Consider the following 16,007-nt stretch of genomic DNA (forward strand, 5'->3'; position numbering starts at 1 on the left):
GTCTCCGCGCAGGAACCGTTCCAGGGTAGCGGTCCGCGTGCCCGGGCGGTGGAGGCCACCTTCGAGGAGGACGTTGCGACGCAGGCGTTTCGCGTGGGTGTCGAGGGCGGCTTTGCGGTTGCCCTCTGCAGGCAGGTCCGGGTGTTGGTGATCGCGCTGATGGCCGGGGGGGCGTTTCCGGCATTGGCTCAGTCGCCGGTGGAAGAACCGTTGCTGGAGCTGCAATGCAACCAGGCGCTCTACCCGTTTCTTCCGGGCGAGCTGAACTATTGCCTCGGGCTGAAGATGTGGGCCAGGAAACACTACCGGCAGGGTGAGCGGCTTTTCCGGCTCGCCGCGGGCTGGGGCAGCAAGCCTGCGCAGTACGCGCTGGGAATCGCCTACTTCAACGGGGAAGGGCTTGCCGTCGACCGGCTGCTGGGGGCGGCATGGCTTCGGCTGGCCGCGGAGCGGCGCGATCCGGCCTTCCAGATCGCGGCCGAGACCGTGCATGCGGCATTGTCCACCGAGGAGAGACGGCGGGCCGAGGCGCTGTTTGACGCATTGTGGCCCCGCTACCGGGATGATGTCGCGGCGCTGCGCGCGCTGAGGAGATTCAAGCGGGAGGTCGCGACGGTCGCAGGAAACGCGGCCTACCGACCTGCGGTATGCGTGGCCGGGCTGCGCAGCAACGCGGGCCATGGGAGCCCTGAGAGTTCCGATGAATGCCCATCGGCGGAGCGCGCCGTCATCGCCCTGGAGGCGATGTCCGTGGCGTATTTCAAGGGCTGGAAGGGGGGGTGGGGGTCGGGCCGCTGGAGCCGCTCGCCGAACCGTCACCGCCCCTGCAAGGCGTGCCGCAACCGGCGGCTGGCGACCGCTGACGATGTGCCCCGGCTACCGGGGCGGTGGGTGATCACCGATCACCGGTGGTGCGGCCGTCCGGCCGGTGCTTCCCGGCGCAGGTGTCCATGCAGCCCATCCGGGACCTGCACCGGGTTCCGGGCCCGCCGTGGCGGACCCGGAACACCGACGCCCGGGCTCAGCGGGCGCGCTTCTCGATGCGGGTCACGCGGTCGCCGCGCGGGTCGTTCTCGCCCTGCGACTTGTTGACCGCGAACACCGACCCCTTGCCGTCGGCGTGGACGTGGTTGGGGAAGGTGCCGCCATCGAGGTTGGCGACCAGGGTCCCGCTGCGGTCCACCACCGCCAGGTTGCCGGAGGCGCGGCTGCTGACGTAGGCCAGCCCGGACACCGGGTCGACGGCGATGTTCAGCGGCGCGGCACCCACGGCCACGTCATGCTCGATGCGGCCGCTGGCGGGGTCGACGATCAGCAGGTTGTCGCTGCCCTGGGAGGCCACCAGCAGGCGCTTGGCGCCGGCATCCCAGGCCACGCCCGAGGCGCTCTCGGCATTGCTCAGCGGGATCACCTTCTCGACCTTGCCGCTGGCGACGTCGATCACCGCCGCTTCCGGGCTGGAGATGCTGACCGTGTACAGCTTCCCGGCCTCGGCATCCAGGGCCAGGCTCATCGGCGTGAACTGGCCGCCGCGCAGGGACGAGGCGATCTCGATGTCGGCGGCGGGCTGCAGCGTGGCGGCATCGAACACGGCGATGTGGTTGCCGCCCGTGGCCGAGACGAAGGCCTTGCCGCGCTGCGCGTCCACCAGCACGTCGCGTGCGTGCGACACCGTGCCGACCGGGAACTGCTTGACCAGCGACAGGTCGGATTGGCGGTAGACCGCGATGCTGTCCTGGCGGGTGTTGGTGACCCACACGTTGCCGTTGGCATCGTCCACGCCGACGCCGTAGACGGCGTAGACACCGCCGTCCCGCGGCGGCTGCCCGGCCGCGGCCGGCGGTGCCGGTGCGGGCGCCGGGGTGGCGCGCGCCTGCACCTTCAGGGTGCGCGGATCGAGCTTGACCAGCTCGGACTGGGTCACCGGCGGGCGGCCCACGGCCGAGGTCACGAACAGGGCGTTGGACGCGGCGCTGTAGCCGGACTGGTAGAGCCCGCGGACGACATGCGCGTCGCGCACCGCGAAACCGCTCGCACCCTGCAGCGGAAGGTCCGGGGAGACCTTGAGGGTGAACACCGCGGCGGCGTCGGGGCTGTCGACGCGGACCAGCAGCGGGTGCCGGCCGGGTGCGGCGTCCTGCGGCAGCGCCACGCTGGCGCTGAACCGGCCCTCGCCATCGGCCACCCAGGCCTGCGGGTTCAGCACGGTGGTGCCGCGCAGCAGGGTGACGCGCTGACCGGGCTTGAAGCCTTCGCCGGCCAGCTCGGCGGTGCTGCCCGGGGTGACCAGCTGCGACTTCAGGCTGATGCGGCCCTGGTAGTCGGTATCCGGGCGGCTGAAGGCGCCGTCGGCCAGGGCAGCCGGCACCGCGCAGGCCAGGGCCAGTGCGAGCAGGGCCGGGCGCGCGCGGCGCAGGGAACGTGGAAGGGAGTGGGACATCATGGACAAGGCCTCGCTACGGAGTGCGCGCCAGCGGCGCGGGGTGGTGGGCATGCCTTGGCCGCATGGACGGCCTGGGTAGGGGGAAACCGGTGCCGCTGCGGCGCCGGAAACGGGGGCCGCAGCGGGAATCATGGTGCCCGGTCGCCGCTGCGGTCGGGGACGCCGGCCAGCACGTGCAGCGTACGCATCAGCGAGGCACGCAGCATCGGCCCATGGCCGAGGCCGGGAAACGGGTGGTACTCCACGCTGAGCCCCGGAACCTGGCGCAGCCGCTGCGACAGCTGCCAGGCGGCGTCCGGCGGTGCCCCGGAGATGCGCCGCAGGTGGGCGACGACGCGTGGGTTGTTCATGTCGCGGCCGCTGAAGTCCGGCGAGCGCTCGCCGCCGCCCAGCATCAGCAGCACCCGGGCCGGATGCCCGGCATTGTTGTCGACGAAGCGCTGCTCGGGACCGTCGAGCAGCGCGCCCTGCGCCCACCACAGTGATGGGCTGGCGGGGACATAGGTCTGGAACGCGCCGCTGCGGGTATAGAGCGCATGCAGGGTGAACAGGCCGCCCAGCGAGTGCCCCCACAGCGTTTGCCGGTGCGCGTCCAGCGGTGCGCGCCGGGCGACCTCGGGACGCACCTGGCGTTCGAGCATGTCCAGGAACGCATCGGCGCCGCCACCGCGCGGAGCGTCGTCGCCGGCATCGGGGTCGGCCAGCGGGGTGTAGTCGCGGGTGCGCGCCGGCGAGTCGATGCGCAACGCGTTGTCGTAGCCGACGAACACCAGCAGCGGCGGCTGCGGGCTGCCGGCGAGCGCTTCCAACAGCGGGGCGTCGAATTCCATCAGCGCGGCGTTGCCGTCGAGCATCCACAACGCGGGGAAGCCGGCGGCCGGCGCCGGGCCGCGCGGGATGCCCAGGTTGATGCGCCAGCGGCGGTCGCCGTCGCTGCTGGTGACCACGAAGCGCTCGAAGCGGTAGTGCGGCGATGTCCGCTCGGCGACCGTCTCGCCGATGGTCTGCAGGGGGTTGCGCTGCTGTGCCTGTGCCCAGGGCACGGTGGCCAGCAGCAGCGCGAACAGTGCTCCCAACGTCGGCCATGCGGCGAACCGCCGCTGCATGCCGCCTGCTGCGTTCATCGCCGCGTCCCCATCAGAAGCCCACGTTCATGCTGGCCCAGTAGGCGCGGCCGGGCTTGTTTTCATTGGCCGGCGTGCGCTTCTCGATGCCTTCGGCGGTGATGGTCGAGATCCCCAGCGCCTGGCGGGCGATCTGCTGTGCGGTGACGTGCACGGCGGCGATGTCGGTGGCGTCGGCCGCCTCCTCCGCCAAAGCCGGGCCGGCGGCCAGGAACGACAGTGCCAAGGTGGCGAAGGGAGTGCGGTGGAAAGCACGGGTGTGCGGACACGCCCGCACGCTGCGGGTTGGGGACATCAGTCGGGCCTCTCGACGGGGGTGAGCAGGCCTCTGGCGATGGCGTGAGGCGCAGCAGTTCCGGATGCGGCTGGGCGCATCGGCCTGCCACGGACGCCGCGCATGGTATATCAGATGAGAATAGTTATCACTATTGAGGCGGCGCGCCTATCAGGTCCAGGCGTCCAGCTGCCGGAGGTCGTCGATCACCGCCAGTGCGCCGGCCGATGCGAGGTCCAGGTCGCGTGGATAGCCGTACCCCACCAGCACGATGGGCATGCCGGCGGCGTTCGCCGCACCCAGGTCGGTGGCCGAGTCGCCGACCATCAGGCAGTCCGCCGGTGCCTGGTTCAGCAGGTGCGCCGCATGCAGCAGCGGCTCGGGCGCGGGTTTGCGCTGGGGCAGGGTGTCGCCGCCGACGATATGCGTGAACCCCGCGGCGATGCCGAGGTGGTCCAGCAGCGGGGGAACCAGGGCCGACGGCTTGTTGGTGCAGATCGCCATCGGCACGCCGCGGCGCTGCAGCCGCTGCAGGGCGTCGGCGACTCCGTCGTACAGGCGCGGGCTGCGCAGCAGGCAGTCATGGTAGTGGCGCATGAACAGCGGCATGGTCGCGTCGAGCCCACGTTCGCTGCCGGCATGCGCCAGCGCGGTGGCCACCAGCCGGCGCACGCCTTCGCCGATCCAGCCGCGCACCGTGGTGTCGGACACGCGCGGCAGCGACAGGGCATCCAGCGTGCGGTTGACCGCCTCGGCGATGTCCTCGGCGCTGTCCACCAGCGTGCCGTCCAGGTCGAATATCACTGCCGCAGCACCCACGTGGCGCCCTCCTTGTCGGGAAATGGGGGAAGTGTAGCGGGGCGCGCGGGCCGGCCCCGGCTCAGTCCGCCGGCATGCCGCGGAACAGGTCGCCCTGCAGCAGGGCATCCTCGCGGTCGCGGAAGCCGGACAGGCCCACCCCGACCAGCCGGTAGCGGGTTTCCGGCGGCAGTTGCACCCGTTGGCACAGTGCCAGCGCGATGTCGCGCAGATCCTCCATCGAGGCCGGCGGCGCGTCGGGGGTCAGGCTCCGGGTGAGGATGCGGAACTGCGCGGTCTTGAGCTTGAGCACGACGGTGTGGCCGATACGGTCTGTGCGCCCGGTGGCGTGCCAGGTCTTGGCGGCCAGGCGGGAGATGGTCTCGTCGAACTCGCCCAGGCGCAGGTCTTCGCTGAACGTGTCTTCGGAGGAGATCGACTGCACCGGCTGGTCCGGCTCCACCGGGCGCTCATCGATGCCGCGCGCACGCCGGTACAGGCGTTGGCCGATGGTACCGAACAGCGCTTCCAGCTGTTCTTCCGGGAGGCCGCGGAGGTCGCCGACCGTGGCGATGCCCAGCGCGGCCAGGCGCGCCTGCATGACCTTGCCGACCCCCGGGAGGCGATTCACCGGCAGCGGCGTGAGGAACCGCTCCACGCGCGAGGGGGGCACCACGAACTGGCCGTCCGGCTTGCGCCAGTCCGAGGCGATCTTGGCCAGGAACTTGTTCGGTGCGATGCCGGCCGAGGCACTGAGCGAGGTGGTCTCGCGGATCCGCGCACGGATGGCGCGCGCGATCTCGGTGGCGATCCCGCCGCAGGCCGTCGTGCCGGTCACGTCCAGGTAGGCCTCGTCCAGCGACAACGGCTCCACCAGCGGGGTGTACTGCAGGAAGATTTCGCGGATCTGCGCGGATACCGCCTTGTAGCGGCCGAAATCCGGCGGCACGAACAGGGCGTCCGGGCACAGCCGCTCCGCGCGCATCGCCGGCATTGCCGAGCGCACCCCGTACCTGCGCGCCTCGTAGGACGCCGCGCACACGACCGAGCGCGCGCCCCGCCAGGCGACGACCACGGGTTTGCCGCGCAACGCCGGATCGTCCCGCTGCTCGACCGACGCATAGAAGGCGTCCATGTCGATATGGATGATCTTGCGCATGACCGAAGAGCGCGCCGGGGTGACGAAAGCGGCATGATAGCCCGAGGCTCCGTACGCATTGGTACGATGGCCCCGGACAGCGGACGTTTCCCGGGCCTGACACTACGGGGGCGTACGGTTAAAACTGTTGATTGAAAGCCCGCGCATCATGCATGCTCGGCCGTTGACCCACGTTTTCGTGATCCGGATTACCGCTTCGATGAACCGTCTCAATGCGTTCTCGCGCGAACAACTGCTGGCCAGTGCGCGCGGCGAGCTGTTCGGGCCCAACAAGGGCCGCCTTCCCAACGACCCGATGCTGATGTTCGACCGCATCACCGACATCCGCGATGACGGTGGTCCGCATGGCAAGGGCTTGGTGCGTGCGGAACTGGACATCCGCCCGGACCTCTGGTTCTTCGGCTGCCACTTCCTCGGCGACCCGGTCATGCCCGGTTGCCTGGGCCTGGACGCGATGTGGCAGCTGACCGGCTTCTTCCTCACCTGGCTGGGCGCCGAAGGGCGTGGCCGCGCGCTGGGATGCGGCGAGGTCAAGTTCACCGGCCAGGTGCTGCCCAGCGCCAAGCTGGTGCAATATGAGATCGATGTGACGCGGGTGATCAACCGCAAGCTGGTGATGGCCCAGACCGATGCCCGCATGCTGGTCGACGGTCGCGAGATCTACACCGCCAAGGACCTGCGGGTCGGCCTGTTCACTTCCACCGAGAGCTTCTGATGCGTCGCGTCGTCATTACCGGCATGGGCATCAACTCCTGCCTCGGCAACGATCCCGCCACCGTTTCCAGCGCCCTGCGCGAAGGCCGTTCCGGCATCGTCGCGCTGCCCGACCACGCCGAGGCCGGCCTGCGCAGTCAGATCGGTGGCCGCGTGGAGATCGATCTCGAGGCCCAGATCGACCGCAAGCTCAAGCGTTTCATGAGCGACGCCGCGGCCTACAGCTACATCGCGCTGCGCGACGCCATCGCCGACGCCGGCCTGGAGCCGGGGCAGGTCGGCAACCCGCGTACCGGGCTGATCGCCGGTTCCGGCGGCGGGTCCAGCGAATGGCAGGTGGAAGCCGCCGACCTGCTGCGCAACCGCGGGGTGCGCAAGGTCGGTCCGTACATGGTGCCGCGCACCATGTGCTCGACGGTATCGGCCAATCTGGCCACCGCGTTCGGCATCAAGGGCTTGAGCTACTCGCTTTCCGCCGCCTGCGCGACTTCGGCGCACTGCATCGGCGCGGCCGCGGACCTCATCCGCCACGGCGCGCAGGACATCGTGTTCGCCGGTGGCGGCGAGGACCTGCATTGGTCGATGAGCGTGATGTTCGACGCGATGGGCGCGCTTTCCACCGGCTTCAACGCCACCCCGGCGCAGGCCTCGCGTCCCTACGACGCCAATCGCGACGGTTTCGTCATCGCCGGCGGCGCCGGCATGCTGGTGCTGGAGGACTACGAGCATGCCGTGGCCCGTGGCGCGCACATCCATGCGGAGCTGGTCGGCTATGGCGTGACGTCCGACGGCGCCGACATGGTGGCACCGTCCGGCGAGGGCGCGGTGCGCTGCATGAACATGGCGCTGGCAGGGCTGGACCGGCCGGTCGACTACCTCAACACGCATGGAACCTCGACCCCGCTGGGCGACATCACCGAACTGGGTGCGGTCCGCGAAGTGTTCGGCGACAAGGTTCCGCCGATCTCCTCGACCAAGTCCCTGTCCGGGCATTCGCTTGGCGCCGCCAGCGTGCACGAGGCGATCTTCTGCCTGTTGATGATGCGCGACGGCTTCATCGCCGGCTCGGCCAACATCGAGCAGCTGGACGAGCGTGCCGCCGGTTTCCCGATCGTGCAGCAGAGCCGCGAGGCCAGGCTGGAGACGGTCATGTCGAACAGCTTCGGTTTCGGCGGGACCAACGCGACCCTGGTGTTCGGCCGGGTCTGAGGCGGGCGCACGGGTTCCGGCCGCCTCGACGAGGCGGGCACCGGACCCGTCCTGGGCGCCTGCGGCGGCGCGCGCCGCTGCGGCCCTCCGCCGTGGTCCGCGGGTACGGTCGCGCACGCCATGGCGGCCGACAGGGCGCACCCGCTCGGGCAGCCGCATCCGGCGTCCGCCGGGAAAGAAGAAAGAACACCCCGTACCTGCGCTGCGGCCTTCCTCGGCAGCGGCGCATGCCGGCGGCGTGCGCTGGCCGGCAGCCTCGCGGCGCCCGGATGCCGCCTTGCCGATGGCCCCCCGGCCCTCCCGGCCGACAGATTCCCGTCGCCGCCTTCGCAGCGTGTGGTCAGGCAGCGCAGTGCCTGCCTGTGATCCTTGTCTGTTGTGAGAGGTAGGGGAACGCCCTACCAGAGCCGACCGGCCCGGGGTCAGTCCCGGTTGCCGTCCTTGCGGCTGAAGTCCTTGATCACCTGCGCGAGCGCGTCGTCCTCGGCGAAAAAGTACGCCACCGGCACATCCAGCACCTTGGCCAGGCGCTGCAGCGTCTGCAGGTCGGGCTGGTGCACCCCGGTTTCATAGCGGTTGATGCGGGTGCTGGCGACGAAATCGTCCAGCCCGGCCCGGATGCCGAGGTTGCGCTGCGAAATGCCATAGCCCTCCCGTGCTTCGCGCAGGCGAACGCTGTAGACGGGGAGCTGCTTCTTCTCGACCAATTGCGCGCGTGTTCCGGACTTCGATGGACTGAAGCTTCCGAAAGGACGCTTGACATCGATACTACGTTAAACGTAGTGTGCGCATCGGTTTAATGAATGGACGCAATACGCACATCGCGGCCGGGCAGTGCGCCGGACGCGGGCGCGGCATGACGGGGGCGGCCTGCGGGCCGTCGCCGGGCCATGCGCCGCAAGGCCTGCCTGGAGGGCGGGTGCGATTCCCGACTGGATCGATGGCCGTTCCCGGGCCTCGGGGGAGTGCGCGCGTTTCCAGGCCTGCCCGCCGCATTGCGTCTGTCATCGCGGGATGGCGACCGGCCATCCCTTGGCAATCACTCATGGAAAGCAAAAGGACGCAGCATGAAGACCAGGGTTCTACGCAACGCCATCTCCATCGCCTTGCTCGCCATGGCCGCCGGGATCCCCGACGCGGCCATGGCCCAGGAAGCTGCCGCCGGCACGGAGGAGGTGCCGGAGGACGGGGCAGGGAAGCGGCCTGCCGGCTCACCTCCGTCCCGTTCGTCGTCGCGGAAGGGGGCGGCAGCCACGGATCTCAAGGCGGTGACGGTCACCGGATCGCGGATACGGGGCGGTGCGGCACCGTCGCCGACGGTGATCATCGGCGCGGAAGCCATCCGTGAAGAAGGGTTCGCGGATCTGGGAGAGGTGATCCGTGGTCTCCCGCAGAATGCCGGGGGAGGCCAGAACCCCGGTGTCGCCGCGGGCGCCACCGCAGGAGTCGGAGGGCTTGCCAACCAGAATGTCACCGGCGGATCGAGCCTGAATCTCAGGGGCCTGGGGCCCGATGCGTCGCTGACCCTGCTCAATGGCCGCCGCATGGCGTACGGAAGCTTCGTCCAATCCGTCGATATCAGTGCGATTCCGGTCGAAGCGGTCGAGCGCGTCGAGATCGTTGCCGACGGTGCCTCGGCCATCCACGGGTCCGATGCCGTGGGCGGTGTCGCCAACGTGATCCTGATGCGTGACTACGATGGGGTGAACGCAGGGGTGCGCTATGGCGCCGCCACGCAAGGCGGGCTCGCGACACGCGAGTACACCCTGACGGCGGGGACGACGTGGGCCACCGGCGGGCTGATCGCGACCCATCTCAACACCGACAATGACGGGCTGTATGCGCGGCAGCGTGACTACACCGCGCGCATGTTCGATCCCAGCACGCTCTATCCGGACACGGACCTGGAAAGCACCCTTGTCAGCATGCACCAGTCGCTGGGAGACGCTGTTGAACTCAAGCTGGATGCGTTGAGGACCGTACGGCACATGCTCACCTTCCCGAACAATGGCGGGCTGGGGGCGACCTACTTCATGAATACGACCCGGACCGAGACGGCATCGATCTCGCCAGGGATAGAGGTCTCGTTGCCACGCGACTGGATGCTCCAGCTTGGAGCGAACTGGGGCAGGGACCGTACCAATTATCGCCAGTTCGACATCGATATCCTCAACGGCGGCAGCGCACTCTGGAACTACCAGTGCTTCTGCAATGAGACAAGGGCCTATGACATCGGGGTGGAGGGCCCGGTGTTCACGTTGCCGGGCGGCGAGGCGAGGTTGGCGGCTGGAGGTGGGTACCGGAAGAACGCATTCCTGCAGCGCAATCACCTGGCCAACATGACGGCGATACAGGGCGAGGAGAGCAGCCGCTTCGTCTATGCGGAGGTCAACCTTCCGTTTGTCGGCCGGGATGCGGGTATTCCCGGCGTGCATCGGCTCGAACTGAATCTGGCGGCGCGCAGCGAGCATTACGACAGTTTCGGCCGGGTCACCACGCCGAAGGTCGGCTTGATCTACAGCCCGAGTGCCGATTTCACGGTGAAGGGGTCCTGGGGCAAGTCGTTCAAGACGCCCACCCTGTTGCAGCGCTACTGGATGAGGAGTGCCTCGCTCAGCCCGCCGGCGTACTACGGCGGCATCGGCTACCCGCCGGAGGCAACGGTCCTGGCGCTCTACGGTGGCAATCCGGACCTGGGGCCGGAGCGTGCAAGAACCTGGAGCGCGTCTCTGGCGTTCCATCCGGAGGCGCTTCCGGCGCTCCAGGCAGAGGTGACGTGGTTCGACATCGACTACACGGATCGCGTTGTCGAGCCGATCACCAACTTTGGAAGGGCGATGGGCAATCCGGTCTACGACCGGTTCATCAGCTATCGCCCGTCGCACCAGGAGCAGGCGGAGCTCATCGCGCTCGCCGACACTTTCTGGAATCTCGCTGGGGTGCCCTACGATCCCGATCAGGTTGCCGCGATCCTGTACGACAACTATGCCAATGTTGCCCGCCAGCACATCAAGGGTCTTGATCTGTCGATCTCGTACCGGTTCGACGTCGGTGCAGGCCGGCTGACACTGCGCGGTTCGGGAAGCTGGCTGGACAGCGCGCAGCAGACGTCGGAGATGTCGCCTTGGCATGACATTGCCGGATCGTTGTTCAGTCCCGCGAAGATCAACGCCAGAGCAGGCGCCGTGTGGTCGCAGGGAGGGTTGAGTGCCTCGGCCTTCGTCAACTACACCGGTGGAGTCACCAACAGGCTGGTCCAGGGCTCGACGGAGAAGACCTCGGCATTCACCACCGTGGACACGACGTTGCGCTATGAGCCGGACAGCACGGGCATCTGGCGAGGGATGGCGGTTGCCTTCTCCGTGCAGAACCTCCTCGATCGGGATCCTCCGTTCTACACCCCGCTGGGGCCGGCGGATCCGCCTTACGACTCCACCAACTACTCGGCGATTGGCCGCTTCATGAGCCTGTCCGTGTCCAAGCGCTTCTAGCCGTCGCAGCGGCCCCTGCACCGATCGGGTCGTCCGGCCGTCCGGAGGAACACGGGTAGCCGGACGACCGGCTCGGTCGGCCATGAATGAGGAATCCAAATGATGTGCACTTCAAGTGGACGTGCCTGGCTACTCCTGCTCGTCGTGCAGGGGGTGTTGCCCTGGAAGGGGCATGCCGGAGTCATCGCATCGCAACGTCTGGTGGAGGTGATCAATCTGTCCGCTCCGACGGTATCGCCGGATGGGCGCTATGTTGCGTTCCGGGCCGAGCAGGCGTCGATTGATCGGGACCGCAACGAGTCCACCTGGTACGTGCAGGCGATCGAGGGGACCTCGCCACCCAGGAAGCTGGGCGACGGAGGATTCCCGCTCCGGAACTCGTCGGGCCTGATCGATCACCCGCAGGTGGTCTGGTCACCGGACAGCGCTGCCATCTACTACCTCGCATCGATCGACCAGCAGCTGGATGTCTGGCGGGCAGCCATAGACGGCCGGGAGGCGGAGCGGGTGACCCGTGATCCCGGCGATGTCCGCGACTTCGTCGTCAGCCGGGATGGAAGGCGGCTGAAATACAGCGTAGGCGCAGCGCGCGCGGAGGTGGAACAAGCGGAGCGGGACGCCTACGAAAGCGGCGTCCGCCTGGATGCGCAGGTGCCCGTGGTCGGTGCCCTGGTCCATTCGAGCCGTACCCGGGGGAGGGCATCGTCGCCGCGCTACTCGAACCTTGGCTACGACCGGCGTGCCTATCTATGGGATGCGCCCGACCGCTGGAAGGAGATCGACCTTCAGACAGGTGTCGCGCACGAAATCGCCGCACCCGGGGTGCAGGGCACGGCACGGGAATGGGCGATTCCCGAGGGCACGGCGGCACCTCTCGGCGTGGAAAGGGAACCGGATTCAGGACGGGTGGCGCTGCTGCTGCCGGCCCGGGATTCCCACAATACGCAGCTGGCAGGCCGTGGCGACCTGGCGGTGATGCCCCATGAGCGGTCGGGGACTGTGGTCCGCTGCCCCGCCAAGGCATGTCTCGGCAGCGCGATCGCCACGATGCGGTGGCGCCCGGGAACCGATGACCTGCTCTTCACCGTGATCGACCAGGCGCATGGGCGCAGGCAATCGGTGTTCCGATGGAATGTCCGGAGCAATGAGGTCGCCCCCGTGGTGAGTTCGGACGGCCTGCTCAACGGCGGGCGGGGGAATCCTGTCCAGGCAAGCAGCGGGCGGCAGGCCCCGTGCGGGGTGACGCGTGAGGTGATGGTCTGCGTCGCAGCCGAAGCCAACCGGCCGCCGAGGCTGGAACGGATCGGCATCGAAAGTGGGCTGCGGCATGTACTCCATGCGCCCAACGCGGCGTTGGACTCCGATCTCCAAAAGACCGTTTCGGCGAGATTGCTGCGCTGGACCAGCGATGAGGGGAGGGCGTTCTCGGGCTACCTGCTGGAAGCCAGGAACAGGGTGCCTGTACGGTCGGCGTTGTTCATCAACTACTACAGCTGCGACGGCTTCCTGCAGGGGGGCGGGATGGGTGACGAATGGCCTGCGCCTTCGCTTGCCACGGCGGGGATTTCCGCGCTGTGCATAAATGCGCTGCCGTACAACGTGGATCCCCTCATCCGCTACCACGAGGGTGCCGATGCCGTCGGAAGCGTGGTCCGGCGCCTTGCGGCTGAAGGGCGCATCGATCCAGCCCGGGTGGGCATGGGGGGGCTGAGCTTTGGGAGCGAGGTCGCTTTGTGGACCACGATGAAGTCCAGCCTGCTCGCGACGGTTTCGCTTGCCTCGCCTTTTGGTTCGCCGCTCTGGTACACCTTGGCCAGCCTGCGGGGTGAAGCGGCCCTGTCGGCGATGCGCGGCAACTGGGGGCTTGGTGCACCGGATGAGACACCCGAACAATGGCGGACGCTCTCCCCGGCCTACAATCTGGACCGGATCAGGGTGCCGGTGCTTTTCCAGATGGCCGAGGAAGAGTATGGGTATGCGCTGGACTACGTCATACCCTTGGTGCGCACGCGGCGTGCGGAGGCCTATGTCTTCCCGGACGAGGCGCATAACAAGTTCCTGCCCAGGCACAAGGCGGCCGTCTACCAGCGCAATCTGGACTGGTTCCGGTTCTGGCTGCTGGACGCGGAGGACCGCGTGCCTGCGAAGGCCGCGCAGTATCGCCGCTGGCGCGCGATGAAGGATGCCGCCGCGGACAGGGCCGCGGATGTCGGCGGGGATCCTCCAGCGGAGGCCGGATAGCGGCCCCGATGTCGCGGCGGCATGGGCTGGGGGCGCCAGGAGTGATCTCCGATGCAGGCAGGAGGACCACGGGTGTGGCGATCAGGGATTCCGCACGGCTTCAGCGTTGGTGACGGATCCAGTTTTCGATGCTGCATAGATCGAATATGCGCATGAACGCGTGGCCCCGTGCCGATGAGGACGGGTCGAGGAACGCCCGCAACGCATCGACATCCAGGAGGCCTCTGGCCGCGAGCTCGCCACACAGCAGGAGCTCGCCTATGCGCGCCTGGTTGTGCCGGTAGATCGCTGCGCACAGTTGAAGGAAGTCTCCCTTGCTTCTTCGCTGGGCGACGCTGGCGGGAAGGGCATCGGCGAACGCGGCCCTGGCAACGGCGCGATTGATGCCCCCTGAAATCCACATCCAGGAGGGAATGGCCAGGCAGGCCTCCATGACCGGCTGCGAAAGCAGGGGAAGCCGCAGCCACGACACGGCACTGCGTGGCAAACCGTCCCGGAGGACCTGGGTGCCGATGAGCCCGGTCACGCGCTCCCTGTCACCGGGTGCCTGCTCTGCGGCGCCCTTGAGCCAGGGATGGGCGTCGGGTGGATCCACCGTGGCCGGTTTCAGGAAGCTCCAGTCCGCGGCCGCCGGTCCGGGGTGACGCGTGCGGAGCTTCTTTAGGGTGAGGCGGGCCGCCAGCCACAGTGTGCAGTGATGGAGCTCGGAGAGGTCGCGGATGGCTTTCAGTCCGGCAATCGGCCCTTGCTTGATGAAGGCATCCGCGGCAGGCGCGGCACTCGTCAGATAGGAAAAGACCGTGTCGCCTCCGCCGCCCGAATAGCTGGCACGCAGGCCTTCCCGCCGGGTGGTGTCCCGCACGATCTCGTCGGTGAGCTGTTGCAGCGGCCCCGCTCGCGGCATGACCAGCCAGGGAGCCACTGCCGGATCAACGCAGCTGTGCTCGGCAGTGAGCGCAAGACTCCGCAAGGGCAGTCCCGCATGCGTCGCGATCGCGCCGGCATAGCGGCGCTCATCGGCGCCTGGGAGGGCAGTGACCAGCGTTGCGCAGACAACGTGGGAAGAGGTTCTTCCGAGGCAGGCAGCAATGATCGAGGAGTCCAGTCCGCCGGACAGCTCCACCAGGATCGAACCGTCCACCCGGCTCCAGCTCCGGACCACGGTATCGATGACGCCGCGAAGGTTGCTGGCGGCCTCCTCGAAACCGGGTTGGTGATGCCTGGGGGAGACGAAATCCCAGGGGGACCAGGTGTGGCTGAGAGAGTCGTCCCCCTGTCCGAGGTGCAGGCTGCAGCCGGGCAACAGTTCCCGCAGGCCCTGCAGTGCCGTGCGCGAGCTCTTCACGAAGGTGTAGACGAGAAGTTGCGCAACGGTATCCCAATCGACCGCCCTGTCGAAAAGTCCCAGGTGGCTGGCGAGAGCGACATCCGAGGTGATGAAGCGACGCTCGGAGTCCGTCGCGTAGTAGCAGGCAATACCGCAGGACGGATCCCGGCTGACCACGGTCGCTGGTGACGGCCCGCGTGTTTCCTGCAGCAGTACATAATCGCCCCAGCAACGGTGCGTCAATGCGGTGCGGAAGGCCTGCGGATCGCCCTCCTGGGGCAGCTGTGAGCTGTCGTCGATCCTGCGGCCGTCACGGTGGAATACGCATCCCACCAGGACCCCTCCGCATGGCGTGTCCAGCAGCGGGGTATTCTCGGCTGCGAAGAGCCGGAAGTGGTTGCCATGGCGGTGTTCTTCCAGGCCATGATCGCGGAGGGCCGCCGCGGCGAGCGGACGACGTGTCGGGTCATCGACGCAGGCAGCACCCAGCAGGGCGATATAGCGATAAGCCATTCAGACCACCTTGATCGGGGTGTGCGCCATCGCGGTGCCGACGCTTTCGTTGAGGACCAGTCCGTCCACCTGGACCCAGCAATGGGCGGAAAAGGGCGCATGGGCGATGCCGAACACGATCCTCGAGTCCTGCCCGCGGCAGGCCAGGACGCGTGTGAGCGTCAATGAGTCCAGGAGGCAACGAGTCGGGACCGGCACCTGCCGGCGTGCACGCTGGAATGCCTGGACTGTTTCCAGCAGCCATTCCTCCGCTCGATGACGCGGAGAACGTACCGACCGTACACACCTCCGGCGATGTTCCGCGGCGGTTTCGAGAACGGCCTTCAGTGGCCGGTTCATCAGCTGGCGGCGCATCCACCACGTGGTGATGGACACTTCAGGGAGCAGCGTGATGGCAGAGCGCTTCTGCTGCGTGATGCACTCGATTGCACTGTCGGATGGCGCCGCGATACGTGGTGCTTCCTGAAGAGGAAGGGCATCGGACGCGTCCGACAGAATGCCCCCGTCGATCAGGGGTTGGAGAGTGACAACGTGTGCGGTTCCGGTATCTGCGTAGGCAAGGAACGCCTGCTCCAACGGTGGTGGCAGGCGGAAGTAGCGGTCGAGATCCACATCCAGGAAAATGACGATGCCATCAGAGACGCAGTAGGAAAGGCCGTGCCGCAAGCCCAGACGCATGCCCGATCCTCCAGTGGAAAGAAGGGCGCATCGGAA

At 68.1% G+C, this 16,007-nt stretch carries 13 protein-coding genes; 5 read left to right on the forward strand and 8 right to left on the reverse strand.

What is annotated here, in order from left to right:
* The first annotated feature begins 48 nt into the window (after positions 1 to 48).
* On the forward strand, positions 49 to 1,092 hold the full coding sequence (locus tag K5L01_RS09990) for a tetratricopeptide repeat protein (RefSeq protein WP_250064248.1): 1,044 nt from the start codon (positions 49 to 51) through the stop codon (positions 1,090 to 1,092).
* Here K5L01_RS09990 and K5L01_RS09995 read toward each other — a convergent pair.
* The 5 genes from K5L01_RS09995 to dinB form a co-directional block, all read right to left on the reverse strand.
* On the reverse strand, positions 1,022 to 2,440 hold the full coding sequence (locus tag K5L01_RS09995) for a YncE family protein (RefSeq protein WP_250064249.1): 1,419 nt from the start codon (positions 2,438 to 2,440) through the stop codon (positions 1,022 to 1,024). The two genes, K5L01_RS09990 and K5L01_RS09995, sit on opposite strands and share 71 nt — an antisense overlap.
* A gap of 131 nt (positions 2,441 to 2,571) precedes the next feature.
* The gene (locus K5L01_RS10000) at positions 2,572 to 3,567 is read right to left on the reverse strand and encodes an alpha/beta hydrolase (RefSeq protein ID WP_250064250.1); all 996 of its coding nucleotides are present in this window, start codon (positions 3,565 to 3,567) and stop codon (positions 2,572 to 2,574) included.
* 13 nt (positions 3,568 to 3,580) lie between these two features.
* Complete coding sequence (locus K5L01_RS10005) at positions 3,581 to 3,862, reverse strand: hypothetical protein (protein ID WP_250064617.1); 282 nt, start codon at positions 3,860 to 3,862, stop codon at positions 3,581 to 3,583.
* A 150-nt stretch (positions 3,863 to 4,012) separates the two neighbouring features.
* Complete coding sequence (gene gph / locus K5L01_RS10010) at positions 4,013 to 4,660, reverse strand: phosphoglycolate phosphatase (protein WP_250064251.1); 648 nt, start codon at positions 4,658 to 4,660, stop codon at positions 4,013 to 4,015.
* A gap of 61 nt (positions 4,661 to 4,721) precedes the next feature.
* On the reverse strand, positions 4,722 to 5,798 hold the full coding sequence (dinB, locus tag K5L01_RS10015) for a DNA polymerase IV (RefSeq protein WP_250064252.1): 1,077 nt from the start codon (positions 5,796 to 5,798) through the stop codon (positions 4,722 to 4,724).
* 199 nt (positions 5,799 to 5,997) lie between these two features.
* Between dinB and fabA the strand changes: the two genes are divergently transcribed.
* On the forward strand, positions 5,998 to 6,513 hold the full coding sequence (fabA, locus tag K5L01_RS10020) for a 3-hydroxyacyl-[acyl-carrier-protein] dehydratase FabA (RefSeq protein WP_250064253.1): 516 nt from the start codon (positions 5,998 to 6,000) through the stop codon (positions 6,511 to 6,513).
* A complete protein-coding gene (gene fabB / locus K5L01_RS10025; protein WP_250064254.1) occupies positions 6,513 to 7,721 on the forward strand; it encodes a beta-ketoacyl-ACP synthase I in 1,209 nt (402 codons plus the stop codon). The genes fabA and fabB overlap by 1 nt, the downstream gene beginning before the upstream one ends.
* A 422-nt stretch (positions 7,722 to 8,143) precedes the next feature.
* Here the strand turns inward: fabB and K5L01_RS10030 are convergent, their stop codons facing one another.
* Entirely contained in the window at positions 8,144 to 8,428 is a 285-nt protein-coding gene (locus K5L01_RS10030; RefSeq protein WP_250064255.1) for a helix-turn-helix domain-containing protein, read from the reverse strand.
* A gap of 360 nt (positions 8,429 to 8,788) precedes the next feature.
* On the opposite strand from K5L01_RS10030, the gene K5L01_RS10035 reads away from it, so the two are divergent.
* Positions 8,789 to 11,212 carry a TonB-dependent receptor plug domain-containing protein gene (locus K5L01_RS10035; RefSeq protein ID WP_250064256.1) on the forward strand — a complete coding sequence of 808 codons (2,424 nt, stop codon included), beginning with the start codon at positions 8,789 to 8,791 and terminating at the stop codon, positions 11,210 to 11,212.
* A 99-nt stretch (positions 11,213 to 11,311) separates the two neighbouring features.
* Positions 11,312 to 13,453, forward strand: a complete 2,142-nt coding sequence (locus K5L01_RS10040) for an Atxe2 family lasso peptide isopeptidase (protein ID WP_250064257.1) — start codon at positions 11,312 to 11,314, stop codon at positions 13,451 to 13,453.
* A gap of 100 nt (positions 13,454 to 13,553) precedes the next feature.
* On the opposite strand, the gene K5L01_RS10045 is transcribed toward K5L01_RS10040, so the two are convergent.
* A complete protein-coding gene (locus tag K5L01_RS10045; protein ID WP_250064258.1) occupies positions 13,554 to 15,293 on the reverse strand; it encodes an asparagine synthase-related protein in 1,740 nt (579 codons plus the stop codon).
* Complete coding sequence (locus K5L01_RS10050; protein ID WP_250064259.1) at positions 15,294 to 15,971, reverse strand: lasso peptide biosynthesis B2 protein; 678 nt, start codon at positions 15,969 to 15,971, stop codon at positions 15,294 to 15,296.
* Positions 15,972 to 16,007: the final 36 nt, after the last annotated feature.

Source organism: Stenotrophomonas mori, from assembly GCF_023556335.1.
GTDB lineage: Bacteria > Pseudomonadota > Gammaproteobacteria > Xanthomonadales > Xanthomonadaceae > Stenotrophomonas > Stenotrophomonas mori.